Origin of the sequence: Thermoflavifilum thermophilum, assembly GCF_900116565.1 — a bacterium.
GTDB classification, from domain to species: Bacteria; Bacteroidota; Bacteroidia; order Chitinophagales; family Chitinophagaceae; genus Thermoflavifilum; species Thermoflavifilum thermophilum.
On record NZ_FPCJ01000001.1, the window covers coordinates 628509 to 647117 of the forward strand.

Below are 18609 nucleotides of genomic sequence, written 5' to 3' on the forward strand. Positions count from 1 at the left end.
ACCCAATTTTAGCACCACGCAACTAAAAAAAAATACTCACATCTGATGATTTTTTGATTATATTCGTTTTCCTTGTTTTTATGAAAACAATGAATATGAAAATCCCTGTTCCTGCCCTATTTTCCGGCTATTTCGCCTCCACTCATGTCATGGCCTGCTTATTTGATCTGAACACAAAAGACATGGTATGGTGCAACGATGCTTTCAAGCACAGCATGGGATATGCAGAGCCACAAAAGACAAAAACAAGTCTGTATTTCTGGAGACACAGGATACATGCAGATGACTGGCCGCTTATTTTGCATATCTGCAAATGCATCAGAAATGGTCGTGATATGTGTGCAGGGGTCTTCAGGTTACGTTGCACTGGTTTGCATGAACATTGGGTGTGTGGGTTATTTTATCATGTAGCCGATCTGACTGATTCATACTTGTTTATTCGATTGTTTGAATCGTGTTTGATTGTGAACACGCCCGAGCAGTTGCAAACATGGATTCATCACATAAAGGGAAGCCATCCTGTTCCTGAAATACATCGGCTCACGCGGACTGAATTGCTGGTTCTTTGTTTGCTGGCCAAAGGCATGACGCATGTGGAAATTGCTCATCAGCTGCATCGGAGTTTGCACACCATTCGTACACATGTGGCACATATCAAAGAAAAATTTCAGCTGCATCATACCTCGCAACTCATTGCGCTGGCACATCGCATGGGTATCAGTGAAGACACATCCGGGAACCAATATTTATCGGATCAGAACGGCTACACCTTTTTTTAAAACTGTTCGGCCCCGTTCATCTTCGCCTTTCACCACCCATACATATCCGCCAGGATCGGCAGGCTTGCCCTTGTAATAGCCATCCCAACCCTGTAAATATTGCGAAGTCTCAAATACCAGCTCACCCCAGCGGTTGTACACCCGGAAATAATCGAGTTTCACGATGCCCACCGGAAAGGGTCGCAACACATCATTATGTCCGTCTCCATTGGGTGTAAAGGCTGTAGGCACATAAATGGCTGGGCCTTTCAGATAGCGCACGCGAATGCTGTCAACTCCATAGCAACCAACAGGCGTAGATACTTTGAGGGTATAGGTGATATCGCGTGTGCCGGAGGCGATGGGGTTAGGCACGTGTACATCACTCAATCCGTCGGCTGGCGACCAGGTGTAGGTGCCGGGCACATTGCTGGTGCCATGCAGCATGAAGCTTTCTCCAAGTGTGATCAGGGTATCGTTGCCGGCAAATACTTTCACCGGAGGAATCACATCCACCTGGATGCTGTCGAACGTAGGCTTCGGACAACCCAGGGTATCGATCTTGCTCACCACATACAACGTAGTATCTGCCGGGTGTGCCGTGGTAACGGGCTGATTGGGCTGATCTACATTGCTGGCTGGATTCCAGGCATAATACACGCCATTGGCCGCGGTTAAGGTAGCCGAATCGCCGGAACAAATGCTGAATTCGCGGAATGGTGCATGCACGGGATAATTGACCAGCCGCACCTGCATGGTATCCTGAGCCGTACAGCTTTGCAGCCGGGCGTGAATCACAAATGGAGATGATGCTGCCGGCACATAGCTGGTATCTTGCTGATGGGCAATGATCTGGCCGGGAGGAATTTCCCAGGTAAACACATACCGTCCGTCGCTTACGGCCGACAGGTTTACTGGATCACCCGTGCAAATAGTGGTATCCGGAGCAGCCATTACCTGGATGGAATCTCTTACCCGAACCCGGATGGAATCTACATTCCAGCAGCCATTGGCATCCGTAAAGCGCACATAATAGGTAGTGTCTTTCCGGGCATAGCTCAGCGGGGCAGATGAAAGGGGATTCAATAAATTATACACAGGAGTCCAGCTGAAGCTGCCGGGCGTGAGCGTGCTGGCCGGAAGAGCAATGGTATCGCGATAGCAAAGATCGGTGTCGGGCGTGAGGCTGATGGGAGGGGCCTGATAGATCAGCACCTGCTGGGTATCAGCATTCATGCAACCCTTATCGTTCCCAACCGTCAGCACAACGGGATAGGTGTTGGCTTGCTTAAACTGATACTGCGGATTGGCCAGCGCCGACGTATCGCCCGTTCCAAAATCCCACCGCCAGTAATTAATAGCCCCGGAAGTAGAGGTAGATAGATCGGTAAATTGTGTGGGCGCCGAGGTGCATTGCCCGGAGAAACTGAACCGGGGTTTCAGCACAGGATACACCCTGGCTACACTGCTGGCGCTGTCTCCGCAAGCCGAACCGGGATCGACTTTTAATTTCACGACATAAGTACCGGTATCCGCATAGGTATGGGTGGGTATATAGGCCGTTGAAGTGCTCCCATCCCCAAAATCCCAGAGATACGTACGCCCGGGCGTGCTGTTGTTGGTAAAAGGAATGGTGAAACTTTCGCACTTGTTAAATGCAGTGGGAATACTGGCTGTTACAATGCGATGGCAATTGGTCACATCCAGATGAAAATCTTTAAAGATAAATCCAATCAATTTCCCATTGCGATATTCATTGACCTGCACAGCAATCACATAAGTACCCGCAGGAGGAGCAATCCCTGAGATGATGCCCGTTTTGGGATCAATGGTTACCTGAGAACCCATAGGAAACGCAGGGCTGTAAGGTGCCACATAGGGAAGCATCGTGTATGGCGGTGGAGAAGCCACTACCGGAGCAACATCCCCCGTAGAGGTTTCATCATAAGCAGGTGCAAAACTGTAAGAAAGCGAATCACCATCCGGATCCACGGCCGAATAATCGTAGCTGAACTTGCCGTTGGCACATATCAGGATGGCTTCTTCCCGGTCGAAGCGCGGACTGTTGTCGCCAATCGCCCCCGTTTCACGGCCCGGCAGCTGCACAAAATAAGTAGCACCGTTGCGCGGCAAATAGGCATTCACAATCAAATCATTCCGACAACAGCGTTGATATACCACTGTATATCCTTTGTCGTTTACCGGCAGGGAAACCACCGCATCATAATATCCGATTTGATAACAGGGTGTGGGTGGATTGACAATGCAGGGATCTACATGTTGATCATTGCGAAAATCCCGTTTATTCATGGGCACGTCTAGTAACATGTAATATTTGCCCGGATTATCGTTATCATATATGGTTAAATGAGCAAAACTGTCCAGGTCTGCATGATTATTATCTACTGGCTCACAACCCCTGTATAATCGCAGATGGATGATATAGCGATGATTGCCGTTTGCATCAGTTCCTGCATTATCATAATATAGGACTCCCCCGATGATGTGATGGGCAATAGCAGGCCGTATCAGCATCATCAGCCCAACAACCCATATCCATCTCAGGCCCATGGGATCAGCTTATTGCTTGACAATAATCCATGAATTGTTGCAGGTACATAGAAAGTTTCATTGGTTGTTCCAGCATGCTCATATGACCCGTTTGGTCCAGGATATGGACCCGGCTATCGGCAGGGAAGCTGATTTGTGCGAGTGCCTGATCGAGTAACAAGCTGGTATCTTCTTTTCCAAATACAAACGCAATGGGAATCTTAAGCGTACGCAACAAATAGCTCCGGTCAGGTCTTTTCATCATAGCTCTGTAATACGCTATCAGCATTTCTGCCGGAATACGCTGGCTTTGCTTCACGATCTGGTTCACTTCATCCAAATGGGCATGCACATAATGTGAAGCAAACAATCCGGGTATCATCTGTTTTAAAAACAATTCACTGCCATGCGTCTGGATGAATTGAATGGAGCGCACACGGGCCTGGCGTTTCTCTTCGGTGTCATCATAAGCGGTGGAATGGAGCAGACATAAACCCTTCATTTGATCGGCGTAGGCATCAGCAAAAGCCATGGCTACATAACCACCCATAGAATGTCCTACGAGCACGCATTGTTCCACATTTTCCTGATCCAGGATAACCTTTACCAGCTCTGCCAGTAATTCCATGCTGGCATCTTCCGGATGTAACAAAGCAGAGGTACTCCCTGCTCCGGGAAAATCGGGCGCAATCATGCGGTACTTATCGGATAAACGCTCCAGGAGTCCCTGAAAAATGCCGCTGCTGAAAGGGAAACCATGAAGCAATACAACTGCAGGACCTGTACCGGCATCTTCGTAGCTGATCTGCCCAAAGCGTGGATGCATCAACAATTTCTGCATGTGCAACAGCTTAAGGATGAATGATGCGATAAGGTGCCTGTTCGCGATAAATGGCCATCAACCTGATAAAGATACCAATTAAAAACGGGATCAGGGCAAGTATGGGTTTTTGTGCAAACAACCAGCCCGCACCCAAATATGCTGCCGTAAGCAAAGCCATGATTCCGGCAAAGATTTTTACCCATCGCTTGTGCCTATTCAGCCATAACGCAAAAGGCACATACAATGGTGATGCCCAGATGAGCTGAGCATTATCTTTCGTCATGCTATGATTGGTACCCCACCACATAAAAGCCAGGAATATACCCACACATCCGATCAGAAAAAAACAAACCTGATCCATCCATATAACGACGGAAGGTTTAAAGAGGTTCGCTCGCCAGGTATAAAATACGAGCCACAAACCAATCAACATCATCACCATCCAGGGTTTTACCAGCGCATCATCGTTGGCTTGCCGGGGGGGTTGATAAATAACTACCTGTTGTTGCACCAGCGGATGTCCGCTAAAGCTGGCCTGCGAAATGGCCCATTCCAGTGAATCAGGCAAAAACATGATTTCTTCACCGCTTATCAACCGGTCGGCCCGGGAACCCAATAACAGGTTGATGCCCAATTCCACCCAGGGAACTCTTTTCAAATAGGGATGCAGGGCCTGCCGGAAACTAATGGATTCATGCGCACGCAAATGCCACTGGAAATGGTCATCAATAGCGCGTTTCAGTAAATCCCGTACGCGTGTGGTGCAATTATCAAAAATAAAATCATAGCGATAAAACCGATTCTCAGGCTGGGCATTGATAAAAAGCGCTTCCTCGATCCTTTGTTTTACGGACGGAGGCAAATCCAGTACCTGCTCTCTTACCGAGCGCTGATCCCATGCGTATTCCTGGTAAAAGGATGGAAAATCTTCCACAGAAAGAAAATAGAGCAGTTTGCCGCGCAGGAATTTCCAGTAAAAATGCGGATCGCTGAAATCGAAGGTGCCATAATTAAACACCAGATCAAGCCCCCGGCTGCTGTCCACTACCCGGATAGCACTGTGTCCGAAAAGTGTATACAATTCGCTACCGGTACCGCAGGTCAACACGCTGATGCGTAATCCATCAGAAAAAGAATTTGTGGATGACAGAGAAAGCGGAATATTGCCAGACGCAGCATGCGTACCCAGCCCCACAATGCTGAACAACAGACTGAATACAATGCCCGATCTAAAGCCTGCCTGCATCAATATAGCTATTGGTTTTGGCTGCTACCGGCGCCAGTAATTTGGGGCCTCATTGGTAATCACGATATCGTGTGGATGATTTTCAACCACGGTGGCTGGCGTGATTTTCACCATTTTAGCCTTTTGGAGCTCCTGAATATTGCGGCATCCGCAGTACCCCATGCCGGCTCGCAATCCTCCTACAAACTGCTGCACCACCTCATGCACCATACCTTTGTAAGGTACCCTGCCCGCAATACCCTCTGGTACCAGCTTTTTGATATCATCTTCCACATCCTGAAAATAGCGATCCTTGCTGCCTTCGGCCATGGCTTCCAAAGAACCCATGCCACGATAGGATTTAAATTTTCGGCCTTCGAAAATGATCGTCTCGCCGGGGCTTTCTTCTGTCCCGGCAAAAATGGATCCGGCCATGATGCTTGAGGCACCTGCAGCCAATGCTTTTACCATATCTCCGGTATAACGGATACCGCCATCGGCAATCAAAGGAATATCTGTACCTTCCAATGCTGCAGCGGCTTCCATGATGGCTGTCAGCTGGGGCATGCCGGCTCCGGTTACCACCCGGGTCGTACAAATGGAACCCGGTCCTACACCCACTTTTACGGCATCTGCACCGGCTTCTGCCAGTGCCTTTGCACCCTCTCCCGTAGCCACATTGCCTGCAATGACCTGCAGTTTGGGGAAATTCTTCTTGATTTTTTTCAATGCTTCTATGACTCCTTTGGAATGGCCATGTGCACTATCCAGCGTTACCACGTCCACACCCACCTGCACCAGTGCATACACCCGATCCAGCATATCGGCCGTTATACCCACTGCCGCACCTACCAGCAGACGACCTAAATGATCCTTTACTGCATGCGGATAGCTCTGCAACTGCAGAATATCCCGATAGGTGATTAATCCCACCAGCTCACCTTTTTTATTGACCACCGGCAGTTTTTCAATTTTATGCTGCTGCAAAATGCGCTCGGCCTTCTTCAGGTCTGTGCCCTCGGGAGCTGTAATCAGATTTTCTTTTGTCATCACTTCACTCACCAGGCGTTTGCCATTCTTTTCAAACCGCAGATCCCGATTGGTTAGGATTCCAACCAGTTTTTTCCGTTGATCCACAATCGGAATGCCTCCGATTTTATTTTCCTTCATGATACGCAGTGCTTCGGCAATGGTAGCCGTTTCCGGCAGGGTAATCGGATCGATAATCATTCCGCTTTCACTGCGTTTCACCCGGCGCACCTGCTCGGCCTGCCGCTCAATGGTCATATTTTTATGCAAAATCCCAATCCCTCCCTGTCGGGCCAGTGCTATGGCCAGCTCAGCTTCGGTGACCGTATCCATGGCCGCAGAAACCATAGGAATATTCAGGGGAATGCTCCGGGTAAGCCGGGTCGTGATATCAACCTCTCTGGGCAATACTTCAGAATAAGCTGGAACCAGCAAAACATCATCGAAGGTGAGGCCTTCTTTCCAGATCCGGGAATGTGAGGCAGGCATATGCAATTATTTTTTCAAATAATTGCAAGCAAATGTAAGCCGATTTCACCATTCAATGATATCTGATTTTGTAAAACAAAACAATGCCTGCAAAAATCAATGTCACACCATTGGCAAATGTAACCGGCAAGCTGTGGCTGAGCAATCCGTAAATGAACCAGCACAGGGTGCCGGTAGTGAATAACACATACATCCCCAGCGAAATGCCTGATGTGTTGCGTGTACGAATGGTTTTTACTGCCTGCGGAATAAAGGAAACCGTAGTGCAAAAAGCTGCCACTAACCCAATGGCTTCAACGATTTGAGGAAGCATGTCAGAATAATTAGCTGGTTAATGAATATGAAAATTCGTTTTCACCAGATAGGCATAAGCACTGAGGGCATGATGCACAAAATAATTTTTCCCGTTGAATACGGCTTTTTGAAAATACGCACTATCGGGCTTCAATACCACCGGCATGCCGGCTGCTGTATATTCCACAGAACGTGCATACACAGGAAAATGCATCTGAGGCAAATAATGTCTGACAGCTTGCTGCATTTTGCTTCCAAACAAGCGGGTCATCACCCGGGTGGCTTTGTCAGTACGACGTTTCAACTTATTGAACTGGCTGCGCAGATACCACCTGACCAGCCAATTGCTGCCCTGAAACAGGCTGCTCACATCCGCAAACGGATTAACCGCTGCCATATCATGCAGGGTTTGCACCGTTAGGGGTGTTTGCGGCACCCAATCTTCCGGATTGACAATATGAAACGCTCTGCCCCGGAAAGCTTCATCAAAATCATAAGCAAAATACAGATTGCCGGGGCGGGGCGCTGCACTGGCATAAACTTGATACTGCAGGCTGTCAGCCACAACCGGGTCCGGCAGGTAATGCAAATAAGCTGCCAGTAGATAACTGATCACCCCACCCTGGCTGTGCCCTGTGATGATGACCTGCCTGATGCCCTGCTGATATACCTGATGCAAATGCCTCACTACATCCGGCGCCATAGAAGCCACTCCCAACAGCCAACCTGCATGCACGGCTGCACGGGGATCATCGGCCAGCCGGTAAACAAATCGCGTGCTGTCGTTGATTTGCCATTCGCCCTGGGCGGGTACCATGGCCGCCCAGAAATTTTCCAGCCAGGAATCGGGACGGTTGACCGTTCCCCGCACACTCACAATTGCCAGGCTATCGCCCTGTATCCATAAATCCCAACTGTTGCTTAATCCGACATCGGGTGAACGATATATCAATCGCAAATCCGGATGCAGCCACACACTATCGGCAATGGTAGCTCTGCGATCAGCCTGGTTGGCAGCACGATGATCTGCTGCAGGATATGCGGCAAGACTTTGCTGATGATAAATACCCAATAAAATCAAATATTCTGCAGGCTGAAATGATGTTTGCGCCGAACTACTCAATGTAAACAATACCGCAAGCAAAATCATCATTGTTTTCCATGTGGTTGAAATATGGCGCATCATGATATATTCGATTTATCAGCAAGATAAAACGAAATTATTATCTGCTCTCTTCAGGTTTAAACATTTGCAATATCATCGCATATCCAAAGTTTGTCAAAATCAAGGTAATAACTCAGTTTATACGTTGCACAATGATCAGTCATACCATAAGTTGCGTAATTTTGATCCTCATTATCCTGGTATTTACTTCATGGTATGATTATGAAAAAACAATCCCATCAGGGATTTGGAACATATTGTGTACATGCCGGTCATGTTCCTGATCCCAATTATGCGCATCTGACACCCATATATGCCAGTTCCACTTTCGTGTTTGATACGGCTGAGCAAGGCATGAATCGCTTTACCGGTAAGGAAAAAGGTTATATCTATACACGCTGGGGAAATCCCAATTTCACCGAAGCTGAACAAAAAATTGCAGCCCTGGAAACCCATCAGTTGCACGACAGCCAGGGAAATCCTTTGCAGGCAAAAGCTATTCTGCATGCTTCGGGCATGGCAGCGCTCACCACTTTATTTCTCAGTGAATTGCATGCAGGTGATAAAATCATCACCCATTTATCGCTTTACGGTGGAACGGATGAATTGCTGCAGAAAATTCTTCCGGGCCTGGGCGTTGAACCCATCATCATGGATATGCACGATCTGCAACGGGTGGAAGATGTGTTGAAAAAAGAAAAACATATCCGCATGATGTATCTTGAAACGCCTGCCAATCCTACATTGCGCTGTGTGGATCTGGAAGCCTGCATCCGGCTGGCTCAGCAGTATCATCTGGTTACGGCTGTCGATAACACCTTTGCATCACCTTATTTGCAACAACCCTTCCGGTATGGTGCCGATTATGTGTTTCATTCCACTACCAAATTTCTGAACGGACATGGAACGGCCGTAGGTGGCGTACTGGTGGGAAGAGATGTAGAAAAAATGGAACAGCATGTAACCAAAGTTGCGCGTTTGTTAGGTGGTAATAGCAATGCATTTGATGCATACCTGCTCACTTTAGGCATGAAAACACTTGAGCTTCGCATGCAGCGGCATTGTGAAAACGCCGTACAGATAGCCAACTTTCTGGACAATCATCAGGCAGTATCTAAAGTCAATTATCCCGGTCTGACCTCCCATCCTGATTATGCCATTGCGCAAAAACAAATGAAACATCCGGGAGCTATTTTAAGTTTTGAATTGAAAGAGGGATTATCTGCCGGAAAAAAATTTATTGATCGTTTGCAATTATGTATACGGGCTGTATCGCTGGGTACTTGTGATACTTTGGTGAGCCATCCGGCTTCGATGACGCATTACGGAATACCACGCGAACAACGTGAAAAAAGTGGGATTACGGATGGGCTTATCCGCATGAGCGTGGGAATTGAAAACATAGAAGATCTGCTGGCAGATCTGGATCAGGCATTATCCTGAATCTGAGAAACAATTTCTGCAGATGTATAAATGCATGCCACCAATCGTTTCATTCAGGCATGCATCTTTTTATCATCCACAATGATCGTTATGTATTATTTCATGTAGAAGATAATTTATGCTACTTTCAAGCGTGAAGCAGCATCTGCATTTAGCTTCTGACGGGCATATTCCAGGGTAAGATGAAACTCTTTCTGGTTGGTAGAAGGCAATTCAAACATGGCATCCGTCATGATAATCTCGCAAATAGAACGCAATCCACGCGCGCCCAGCCTGAATTCCAATGCCTTGTCCACAATAAAATCGAGCACTTCATCATCCACATGCAATTCAATGCCTTCCAATGCAAATAATTTTTGATACTGTTTGATCAAAGCATTTTTGGGTTCGGTGAGAATAGCGCGTAAAGCTTTCCGGTCGAGTGTATTGAGATAAGTGATGACCGGCAGACGGCCAATCAGTTCGGGAATGAGCCCAAATGCACGCAAATCCTGCGCATTTACATGTCGCAAAATCTGATCCCGTTCAAACCTGTTTTCGTGCTCGGTTTTGAAACCTATGGTATGAGTCTGGATACGGCGGGCGATAATTTTATCTATTCCTTCAAAAGCACCTCCACAGATGAACAGAATATTTTGGGTATTCACCTTGATCATTTTTTGTTCGGGATGCTTACGACCTCCCTGCGGCGGTACCAGCACTTCGGTACCTTCCAGCAATTTCAGCAGCGCCTGTTGCACCCCTTCTCCGCTCACATCACGCGTAATGGAAGGATTATCACCCTTGCGTGCAATCTTATCAATCTCATCAATATACACGATGCCTTTTTCAGCTGCTGATACATCATAATCACATACCTGCAGCAACCGGGTGAGAATGCTTTCCACATCTTCGCCCACATAGCCGGCTTCGGTAAATACCGTGGCATCTACAATGGTAAAAGGTACACGCAAAAGCCTGGCAATGGAACGAGCCAGCAATGTTTTTCCGGTACCGGTTTCACCCACCATGATGATGTTTGATTTTTCAATCTCCACATCTTCCTGGCGGGATTGATATTTCAAACGTTTATAATGATTATACACAGCCACAGCCAATACTTTCTTAGCTTCGTCCTGGCCTATGACATATTCATCGAGGAATTTTTTGATCTCAACGGGCTTGGCAATCTTCAGGGAAAAGGGCTGGGAAGGGCGGGAGCCTGTACCAAACTCTTCGGCTATCAGCTCCTGCGCCTGTGCTACACAAATATCACAGATATTGGCTTTTTCAGAGGAAATCAGAATGCGCACTTCATCCTGCGAACGTCCGCAAAACGAACAACGCGGGCGATTTCTCGAACCTTGCGTATGATGATTACCATCCTGCTCTTTCATACTGCTCAAAGTTTTTCAATAACCTTATCCACAATACCGTACTCAACAGCCTCCTGCGCATCCATCCAATAGTCCCGGTCAAAATCCTTCAGAATTTTTTCAATAGGTTGTCCGCAGTTTTCAGCGAGGATACGGGCACCTAATTCCTTGGTTTTGCGGATCTGCCGGGCCTGAATTTCCAGATCGGCCGATGTGCCCTGATAGCCGCCAATGCTGGGCTGATGGATCATCACTTCTCCATGCGGAAAAATAAAGCGCCTGCCTTTTTTACCGGCTGAAAGGATGATGGAGCCCATGGAAGCCGCCAGGCCCATGCACACGGTAGCTACAGGCGAACTAATGAGTTGCATGGTGTCGTGAATTACCATACCCGATGATACGATGCCGCCCGGGCTGTTGATGAATAAGGTAATTTCCTTGCCTGGTGCCTTGGCTTCCAGGTATAACAGGCGATTCACTACTTCCCGGGCTGAATGATCATCTACCACGCCCCACAGAAACACGCGTCGTTGCTCCAAAAACGTTTTATCAAATTCCCGGCTGCTGATAAGTTCTTCCAGTTTGGGAGGTGCTTCTGTATCAGGTTCCTGCTGAAAAGCAAGCAATTGCATGTATGAGGATGGATGTATATTGGCCATGTGTATTAAGGTTTAGGATTTGTTCTTTTTATCCTGTGTTTCCTGTCCGTTTGATTTCGAATTGGAAGAAATTTCAGTTGGTTTTTTGCGCGGATGTGTTTGCAATACTTCATCTATCAGCCCGTAGGCAACCGCTTCTTCGGCCGACATCCAGAAATCTCGGTCGCCATCACGTTCAATCTTTTCTACACTTTGTCCCGAATGATAGGCGATGATTTCATACAGTTCCCGTTTCACTCTGGAAATTTCGCGTGCCGTAATTTCCACATCCGATGCCTGCCCGGAAATACCGCCACTGGGCTGATGAATCAGAATACGTGAATGTTTAAGCGCCGTACGTTTGCCCTTTACCCCCGCACACATCAGCACGGCCGCCATAGATGCTGCTATGCCGGTGCAGATAGTAGCCACATCGGGCTGAATCACCTGCATGGTATCATAAATGCCCAAACCGGCATAGGCACTACCGCCAGGACTGTTGATATACATCTGAATATCGCGGCCCCTGTCAGTAGATTCCAGGAAAAGCAGCTGTGCTGTGACAATATTGGCTACATAATCGTCAATAGGCTCACCTAAAAATATGATCCGATCCATCATCAACCGGGAAAATACGTCCATGGAAGCCACATTCAATGGCCGCTCTTCAATGATGTAAGGCGTAAGCGCTTTTATGGTATGCCTGGTGTACTGATCCAATGCCAGGCTGTTGATACGCCGGTGATGCACCGCGTATCTGCGAAATTCATCATGCATGTTCGTGCTCATGTTCATGGCTGTGTTGATGGGTATGATGAGAAGATGTTTTTTCCAGCATTGCCTTGAATTCATCCAGGCTAACAGGAACTTCCTTTACGGTTATCTGCTGAAGAGCCCAGTCAAGCAATTTCTGGTTTTTTGCTTCCGTTGCATATTTATCGAATGTCTTTTCGTTTTGCAAAAGCTGCAGGGTAAAACGATTGATATATTCCGGGGTATGTTTCTGGCTATATACATCAAAATACTGAATAAAATCAGCTTTTGCTTTCTGCAAGATATCTTCCTGCGTAAGTTCCAGGCCCGACTGCTGCTCCAGCTTCTGCGCAATCAGCGTCCACCTGAGCTGATGCAGAAAAGCATGTAGGGTCTGGTCATCTACCGATTCGGCCGGCTGGGATTGATTGCGGGCAATCAAATGACGCAGAAATGCTTCAGGCAGGGGGATCTCCGTTTCATGAATCAGCTTTTCCATCCATTCATTCCGCAATCTTTCCCGGGCAATTTCCTGATAGTAATATTCTACTTCTTCCCGCACGCGCTGGCGGAATTGCTCAGCTGTCTGGATATTTTCTTCCGGGAATACGCGGTTGAAGAATTCGGGCTCCAGTGCTGGTTTTTTGAGCCGTCCGATCTCTTCGATGGTGATACGGAAACGGGTTGATGCCGCCGACGGATCATTTTTATCCAGTCCCAAGCGATTCATCATGTAGGACAGGCTATCACCGGAGAATATTTCATGGAGCGCAGCAGTTACGGATTCTTTTTCCTGCTTGCCAGCCCAAGCAGCTCTGTGTGCTTGATCAATTTCCCTGAATAAAAAGCTCAGCTGTTGTTTGCGCCCATCCGGCATCACTTCACCCTCATCGTCCACCTGCTCAAAACTGGCCTGTACAAAATCATCTTCCTGTTCAAATTTCTCAATTTTCTCGCGAGTAGCGTACCGGCGGAGCAAGTATTCCATTTCATCATCCACCATCTGATCCGTTACCTGCACCACGTATTGCTGCAATTCGGTTGTGGGTTGCAGCAGCTTAAGCTCAAATTGCGGTCTGAGGCCAATTTCAAATGCAAAAGCATAGTTGCCGGGCGCATTCAGATCCAGCTGGGGAGCCTCATTTTCCAACCATAAAGGCTGGGAAAAAATATCCAGCTTTTCTTCTTCCAGGTAGCGATTCAGCTGTTGTTCGGCCGTACGAATCACCTCTTCCGTAAAAAGAGCCTGCCCATACATTTTTCGAATCAGGCTGGCCGGTACCATGCCCTTTCTGAAGCCCGGAATCTGGGCTTTTTTCCGGTACTCTTTCAGTGTCTTTTCGAAAGCCGGCATATAATCCTGCTCTTCAACCTGCACGACGATTTTTTCATGCAGAGGGGCCAGTGTTTCACGTTGAATGGTTGCCATAAAGTTTTAAAAATACAGTTTATAAACAAGAATGATTCCTGCATGTGAGTTGCTGCCGCAACGTCAGCATCTCCGGTAAATTTGGCGGTCTGCGGTTGACGTGCGGACGGGGGGATTCGAACCCCCACGCCTTTCGGCTCCAGATCCTAAGTCTGGTGTGTCTGCCAGTTCCACCACGTCCGCGCTTTTTCACCTCCGGAGCTGGCAAAGGTATTGCATTTTGGGGAGAATGGAAAAGCTGTGGGTGGGACGGTGAATAGCAGCCGAAAGCTTCGTAAATTTGAGATATGGACATGATGATGACCAAAAGGCCTTATGTGCCGGACGAGGAGAAGGAGAAAAAAGAAATTGTCCGCCAATACCGCGCCCTGCTAAGGGCTTTGAAAACAAAGTTAAAAAAGGGCGATAAGGAACTGGTGCGGAGAGCCTTTGAGATGGCAGCCGAAGCCCATCGCGATATGCGCCGCAAATCGGGTGAACCCTATATCCTGCATCCCCTTGCCGTGGCGCTCATTACCGTGGAGGAGATCGGACTGGGCGTGACGTCTGCTATCTGCGCATTGCTTCACGATACGGTTGAAGATACTGAAATCACCCTGCAGGATATCGAACGAGAATTTGGCAGCCAATGCGCACGTATCATCGATGGGCTCACCAAATTGAGCAATATTGAGGAATCAGGCAATACCACCAAACAAGCCGAAAACTTTCGCAAAATTCTGCTCACCCTGGCTGAGGATCCCCGCGTGATTCTCATTAAACTGGCCGACCGGCTGCATAACATGCGGACACTCGACAGCATGAGTCGGGAAAAGCAATTAAAAATCGCCTCCGAAACCACATTCATCTATGCTCCACTGGCCCACCGACTGGGTTTGTACAACATCAAGCTGGAAATGGAAGACCTGGCCATGAAGTACACCGAGCCGGAGGCTTATTTTTCTATTGCTCAAAAACTCCAGGAAACCCGCCGCGAACGTACCCGTTATATCAACGAATTTATCAAACCCATCCGGGAGAAACTGCAACAGGAAGGATTCGATTTTGAAATCTTTGGTCGGCCCAAAACCATCCACTCCATCTGGCAAAAGATGCGCAAAAAAAACGTGTCTTTTGAGGAAGTGTATGATCTGTTTGCCATCCGCATTATCCTGAATTCACCACCGGAACGGGAAAAAGCTGACTGCTGGCGGGTATATTCCATCATCACCGATTTTTACATGCCCAATACCGAACGGCTGCGCGACTGGATCAGCAATCCTAAATCCAACGGCTATGAAGCCCTGCATATCACCGTGATGGGGCCGGGTGGCCGCTGGGTGGAAGTGCAGATCCGCTCCCGTCGCATGAATGAAATCGCAGAAAAAGGACTCGCCGCTCACTGGAAATACAAGGAAGGAACCTCTTCCGAAAGCCGCTTCGATGAATGGCTGCGGCAAATCCGCGAGCTGCTGAACCAAACGAATAGCAATACACTCGACTTCCTGCAGGATTTCAAGCTGAACCTGTTCTCCGAAGAAATTTATGTCTATACCCCCAAGGGGGATGTGAAGGTGCTACCCGCAGGCGCCACAGCTCTGGATTTTGCCTACACCATCCACACCGATATCGGGAACCGATGTATTGGTGCCAAAGTGAACTACAAACTGGTGCCCATCAGCCATAAGCTGCGCAGCGGCGATCAGGTGGAAATTATCACCTCTCAGAAACAAAAGCCTACCGAAGACTGGCTGAACTTTGTGGTTACGGCAAAAGCCAAATCGGCCATCAAGGACGCCCTTAAGGAAGAAAAACGCAAGGTGGCCATGGATGGAAAGGCTATGCTGGAAAAAAAGCTGGCCGCCATGGGTGTTCCTGCCTCCCAGGAAAACCTCAACGAATTGATGCAGTATTTCCACCAGACGGCTTTGCTGGATTTCTATTACCAGATCGCTATCAAAGCCATTGACCTGAAAGAACTGAAACATTTTACGGTAAATGGCGAGCGCCTGGAATTGCCCAGACCGCCCGCTCCTGAAATCCAGGAAAAGGAATCGCACGGCGATATTTCCAAACATCTGCCCCGGAAAAATGAAGCCGAGCTGATCATCTTCGGTGAAAGCTCCGATAAAATCGCTTACAAACTGGCCAACTGCTGCAAACCCATTCCGGGTGATGACGTGTTTGGGATTATCACTGCTACAGAGGGCTTAAAAATACACCGCACTAACTGTCCCAATGCCCCACAATTGCTGGCCAATTACGCCCATCGCATCGTCAAAACCAAATGGGCAAAGAACAAAGAGATTTCTTTCCTCACCGGCCTGCGCATTGTGGGTATGGACGATGTGGGTGTCATCCATAAAATCACCAACGTGATTTCCGGTGAAATGAAAATCAATATTTCGGCTCTCACCATTGAATCGCAGGGCGGAGTTTTCGAAGGCATCATCAAAGTGTTTGTACACGACAAAGAGGAGCTGGACGAGTTGGTGGAGCGACTCAAAAAACTCGACGGAATTGAATCCGTCACACGCCTGGAGACACCCTGATGATTTTCTTTTGTATGCCTGAAAAGCAACTCCTATTTTTGCTCCCGCTTTTCAAAAACTTTTCCAGATGGTAGATGTTATCCTGGGTTTGCAATGGGGCGATGAAGGCAAAGGCAAGATTGTTGACTATTTTGCCCATCATTATGATGTGGTAGCGCGGTTTCAAGGCGGCCCCAATGCCGGTCATACTCTTTACATCAATGGGGAAAAAATTGTGCTGCACACCATTCCCTCGGGCATCTGCCATCCGCACACCCTCAATCTGATTGGCAATGGTGTGGTGATTGACCCGGTTATCCTGAAAAACGAAATCCAGTCTCTCGAAGCACGGGGAGTGGATGTAAAGTCGCGTCTTTTTATCTCCCAAAAAGCCCATCTCATATTGCCCACACACCGGGCACTCGATAAAGCTTCAGAACAAGCCAAGGGCAAGGCTCGCATCGGATCCACATTGCGGGGTATTGGACCTGCCTATATGGATAAAACAGGCCGCAATGGCCTGCGGGTGGGCGATGTACAACTTGCGCACTTCGACAAGGCTTACCAGGCATTGCGAAAAAAACATCTGGAACTGCTCAGCCATTATGCTTTTGAAGAAAATATCGGCGAGGAGGAAGCTGCATTTATGGATGCCATAGCTTACCTGCGTCAATTGCAAATCATCCGGGCAGAATACCGGCTGCAGGATTGGTACCAGCAAGGCAAACGCATCCTGGCCGAAGGAGCTCAGGGAAGCATGCTCGATATTGACTTTGGTACCTATCCCTATGTAACTTCTTCCACCACCCTTGCTGCAGGTGTCTGCACGGGCCTGGGCCTTTCACCCAGGCAAATCGGAGAAGTCATTGGCGTTACCAAAGCTTATTGTACACGCGTGGGTGGCGGCCCCTTCCCAACCGAACTGCTCAACGAAACGGGAGAACAACTGCGCCAGGCCGGACATGAATACGGTGCTACCACCGGCCGCCCCCGCCGTTGCGGATGGATTGACTTGGTGGCCCTGCGGTATACCTGCATGCTCAACGGCGTTACCCAACTGGTCATGACCAAAACCGATGTGCTGGACCATTTCACTACTATTCAGGCAGCCATAGCTTACCGCATGAACGGACAGGAAATCCGCGAAATGCCATTTTATCTTGATGAAACCATCACCCCTGTTTACCAGAGCTTCTCAGGATGGCAGCGTCCGGTGGCTGAAGTACAGCAATACCATGAGCTTCCGCCTGAATTGAAAAATTACCTGAATTTTATTGAAAACTACCTGCAAATACCCATCACCAGCCTATCAAATGGGCCTGAACGAAATCAGCTCCTGAAAAGGGAAGAAAAGACTTTGAGCGACTGAAATTTTTGAAAAAAAATTTGGTCGTTTAAAAAACAAGTCAAAACTTTACAAATGAATGCCCGATATCCTGATTGCGCTTTACTTTCAACATATATGGCATAAAAGAAATTCCCATAATTTTACCCTTGAAACATCACAGGATGAAAAACCTGAACCCAGAAACCTTATAGCATAACCATAGGATGGCAGAAATAACTGAACAACTCATATAGCAGCCTGTTATACATTAGTTATGAACCTAAAATTTCATACACATGAAAGCCAGGTCTGACAAGGAAAAGAAACAGAAATCCGAAAAGCGTCAGTCAAAGCCAAAGACCAGCACCCGGAAAGCTTCTTCCAAATCCAAACAGGAAGAGGAAGAACTGAATGAAGAAGAGGAAGATGAGGTTGTAAGCTCCCGGGGCAAGTCTGCCCGAAAGAAATCGGGCAACCCTCAGGGTAAAAAGTCCCGAAAGGCCAGCGTGGAAGAAGAGGAAGATGAATGGGATGAACGGCTTGACGACGAATGGGAAGATGTGGATGAGGATGATTATGATCCCGACTTCGAAGAGTTTGACCTACCTCCTTCCCGTTCAAAAAAGCCAGGCCGGAGAAGCAAAGACGATGATGAATTGTATGATGAAGACTTCAAAGATCTTGGATTCTTTACCGAGCCTGGTTTTGACGAGGACGAAGAGGATGATTTTTAATCTTTAAACTTCTGCCATAGCGCGTTTATTTTATACTTTCCGTCCTCCAGATTCGTTTTCCTTTGCCACGCAGCTGCTCACCTGGAG

At 47.9% G+C, this 18609-nt stretch carries 15 protein-coding genes and 1 tRNA gene; 5 read left to right on the forward strand and 11 right to left on the reverse strand.

Translation table 11 applies throughout. From position 1 onward, the window contains the following. Positions 1–95: 95 nt before the first annotated feature. Entirely contained in the window at positions 96–779 is a 684-nt protein-coding gene (locus tag BM367_RS02695; RefSeq protein WP_177224085.1) for a helix-turn-helix transcriptional regulator, read from the forward strand. Here the strand turns inward: BM367_RS02695 and BM367_RS02700 are convergent. Genes BM367_RS02700 through BM367_RS02725 form a run of 6 tightly spaced genes read right to left on the reverse strand, consistent with a single transcriptional unit; the run spans position 747 to position 8354 of the window. Beyond that, the gene (locus BM367_RS02700; RefSeq protein WP_092457353.1) at positions 747–3329 is read right to left on the reverse strand and encodes a PKD domain-containing protein; all 2583 of its coding nucleotides are present in this window, start codon (positions 3327–3329) and stop codon (positions 747–749) included. The two genes, BM367_RS02695 and BM367_RS02700, sit on opposite strands and share 33 nt — an antisense overlap. Before the next feature lie 4 nt (positions 3330–3333). Beyond that, positions 3334–4149 carry an alpha/beta fold hydrolase gene (locus BM367_RS02705; RefSeq protein ID WP_092457356.1) on the reverse strand — a complete coding sequence of 272 codons (816 nt, stop codon included), beginning with the start codon at positions 4147–4149 and terminating at the stop codon, positions 3334–3336. Positions 4150–4159: 10 nt separating this feature from the next. Then, positions 4160–5377 carry an Lnb N-terminal periplasmic domain-containing protein gene (locus BM367_RS02710; RefSeq protein ID WP_092457359.1) on the reverse strand — a complete coding sequence of 406 codons (1218 nt, stop codon included), beginning with the start codon at positions 5375–5377 and terminating at the stop codon, positions 4160–4162. A 24-nt stretch (positions 5378–5401) separates the two neighbouring features. After that, entirely contained in the window at positions 5402–6874 is a 1473-nt protein-coding gene (gene guaB, locus BM367_RS02715; protein ID WP_092457362.1) for an IMP dehydrogenase, read from the reverse strand. A gap of 52 nt (positions 6875–6926) precedes the next feature. Further along, positions 6927–7187, reverse strand: a complete 261-nt coding sequence (locus BM367_RS02720) for a SemiSWEET transporter (RefSeq protein ID WP_092457365.1) — start codon at positions 7185–7187, stop codon at positions 6927–6929. Between the two features lie 18 nt (positions 7188–7205). Beyond that, positions 7206–8354 carry a lipase family protein gene (locus tag BM367_RS02725; protein ID WP_092457368.1) on the reverse strand — a complete coding sequence of 383 codons (1149 nt, stop codon included), beginning with the start codon at positions 8352–8354 and terminating at the stop codon, positions 7206–7208. Positions 8355–8555: 201 nt separating this feature from the next. On the opposite strand from BM367_RS02725, the gene BM367_RS02735 reads away from it, so the two are divergent. Next, entirely contained in the window at positions 8556–9776 is a 1221-nt protein-coding gene (locus BM367_RS02735) for a trans-sulfuration enzyme family protein (RefSeq protein ID WP_177224086.1), read from the forward strand. A 116-nt stretch (positions 9777–9892) separates the two neighbouring features. Here the strand turns inward: BM367_RS02735 and clpX are convergent, their stop codons facing one another. The 5 genes from clpX to BM367_RS02760 form a co-directional block, all read right to left on the reverse strand. Next, a complete protein-coding gene (clpX, locus tag BM367_RS02740; protein ID WP_092457376.1) occupies positions 9893–11152 on the reverse strand; it encodes an ATP-dependent Clp protease ATP-binding subunit ClpX in 1260 nt (419 codons plus the stop codon). Between the two features lie 5 nt (positions 11153–11157). After that, positions 11158–11790 (reverse strand): ClpP family protease, encoded by a 633-nt coding sequence (locus BM367_RS02745; RefSeq protein WP_222842559.1) that lies wholly within the window; start codon positions 11788–11790, stop codon positions 11158–11160. Between the two features lie 12 nt (positions 11791–11802). Beyond that, positions 11803–12558 carry an ATP-dependent Clp endopeptidase proteolytic subunit ClpP gene (gene clpP / locus BM367_RS02750; RefSeq protein WP_222842560.1) on the reverse strand — a complete coding sequence of 252 codons (756 nt, stop codon included), beginning with the start codon at positions 12556–12558 and terminating at the stop codon, positions 11803–11805. Beyond that, the gene (locus BM367_RS02755; RefSeq protein ID WP_092457382.1) at positions 12539–13951 is read right to left on the reverse strand and encodes a trigger factor; all 1413 of its coding nucleotides are present in this window, start codon (positions 13949–13951) and stop codon (positions 12539–12541) included. Before BM367_RS02755 ends, clpP begins: the two co-directional genes overlap by 20 nt. 101 nt (positions 13952–14052) lie before the next feature. Next, positions 14053–14134 (reverse strand) — tRNA-Leu (locus BM367_RS02760). A 110-nt stretch (positions 14135–14244) separates the two neighbouring features. Between BM367_RS02760 and BM367_RS02765 the strand changes: the two genes are divergently transcribed. From BM367_RS02765 to BM367_RS02775, 3 genes are all read left to right on the forward strand, one after another. Continuing rightward, entirely contained in the window at positions 14245–16482 is a 2238-nt protein-coding gene (locus BM367_RS02765; RefSeq protein ID WP_245759873.1) for a RelA/SpoT family protein, read from the forward strand. 67 nt (positions 16483–16549) lie between these two features. Then, positions 16550–17830 carry an adenylosuccinate synthase gene (locus tag BM367_RS02770; protein ID WP_092457388.1) on the forward strand — a complete coding sequence of 427 codons (1281 nt, stop codon included), beginning with the start codon at positions 16550–16552 and terminating at the stop codon, positions 17828–17830. Between the two features lie 254 nt (positions 17831–18084). Further along, positions 18085–18522, forward strand: a complete 438-nt coding sequence (locus tag BM367_RS02775; RefSeq protein ID WP_092457391.1) for a hypothetical protein — start codon at positions 18085–18087, stop codon at positions 18520–18522. The last annotated feature ends 87 nt before the right edge of the window (positions 18523–18609 follow it).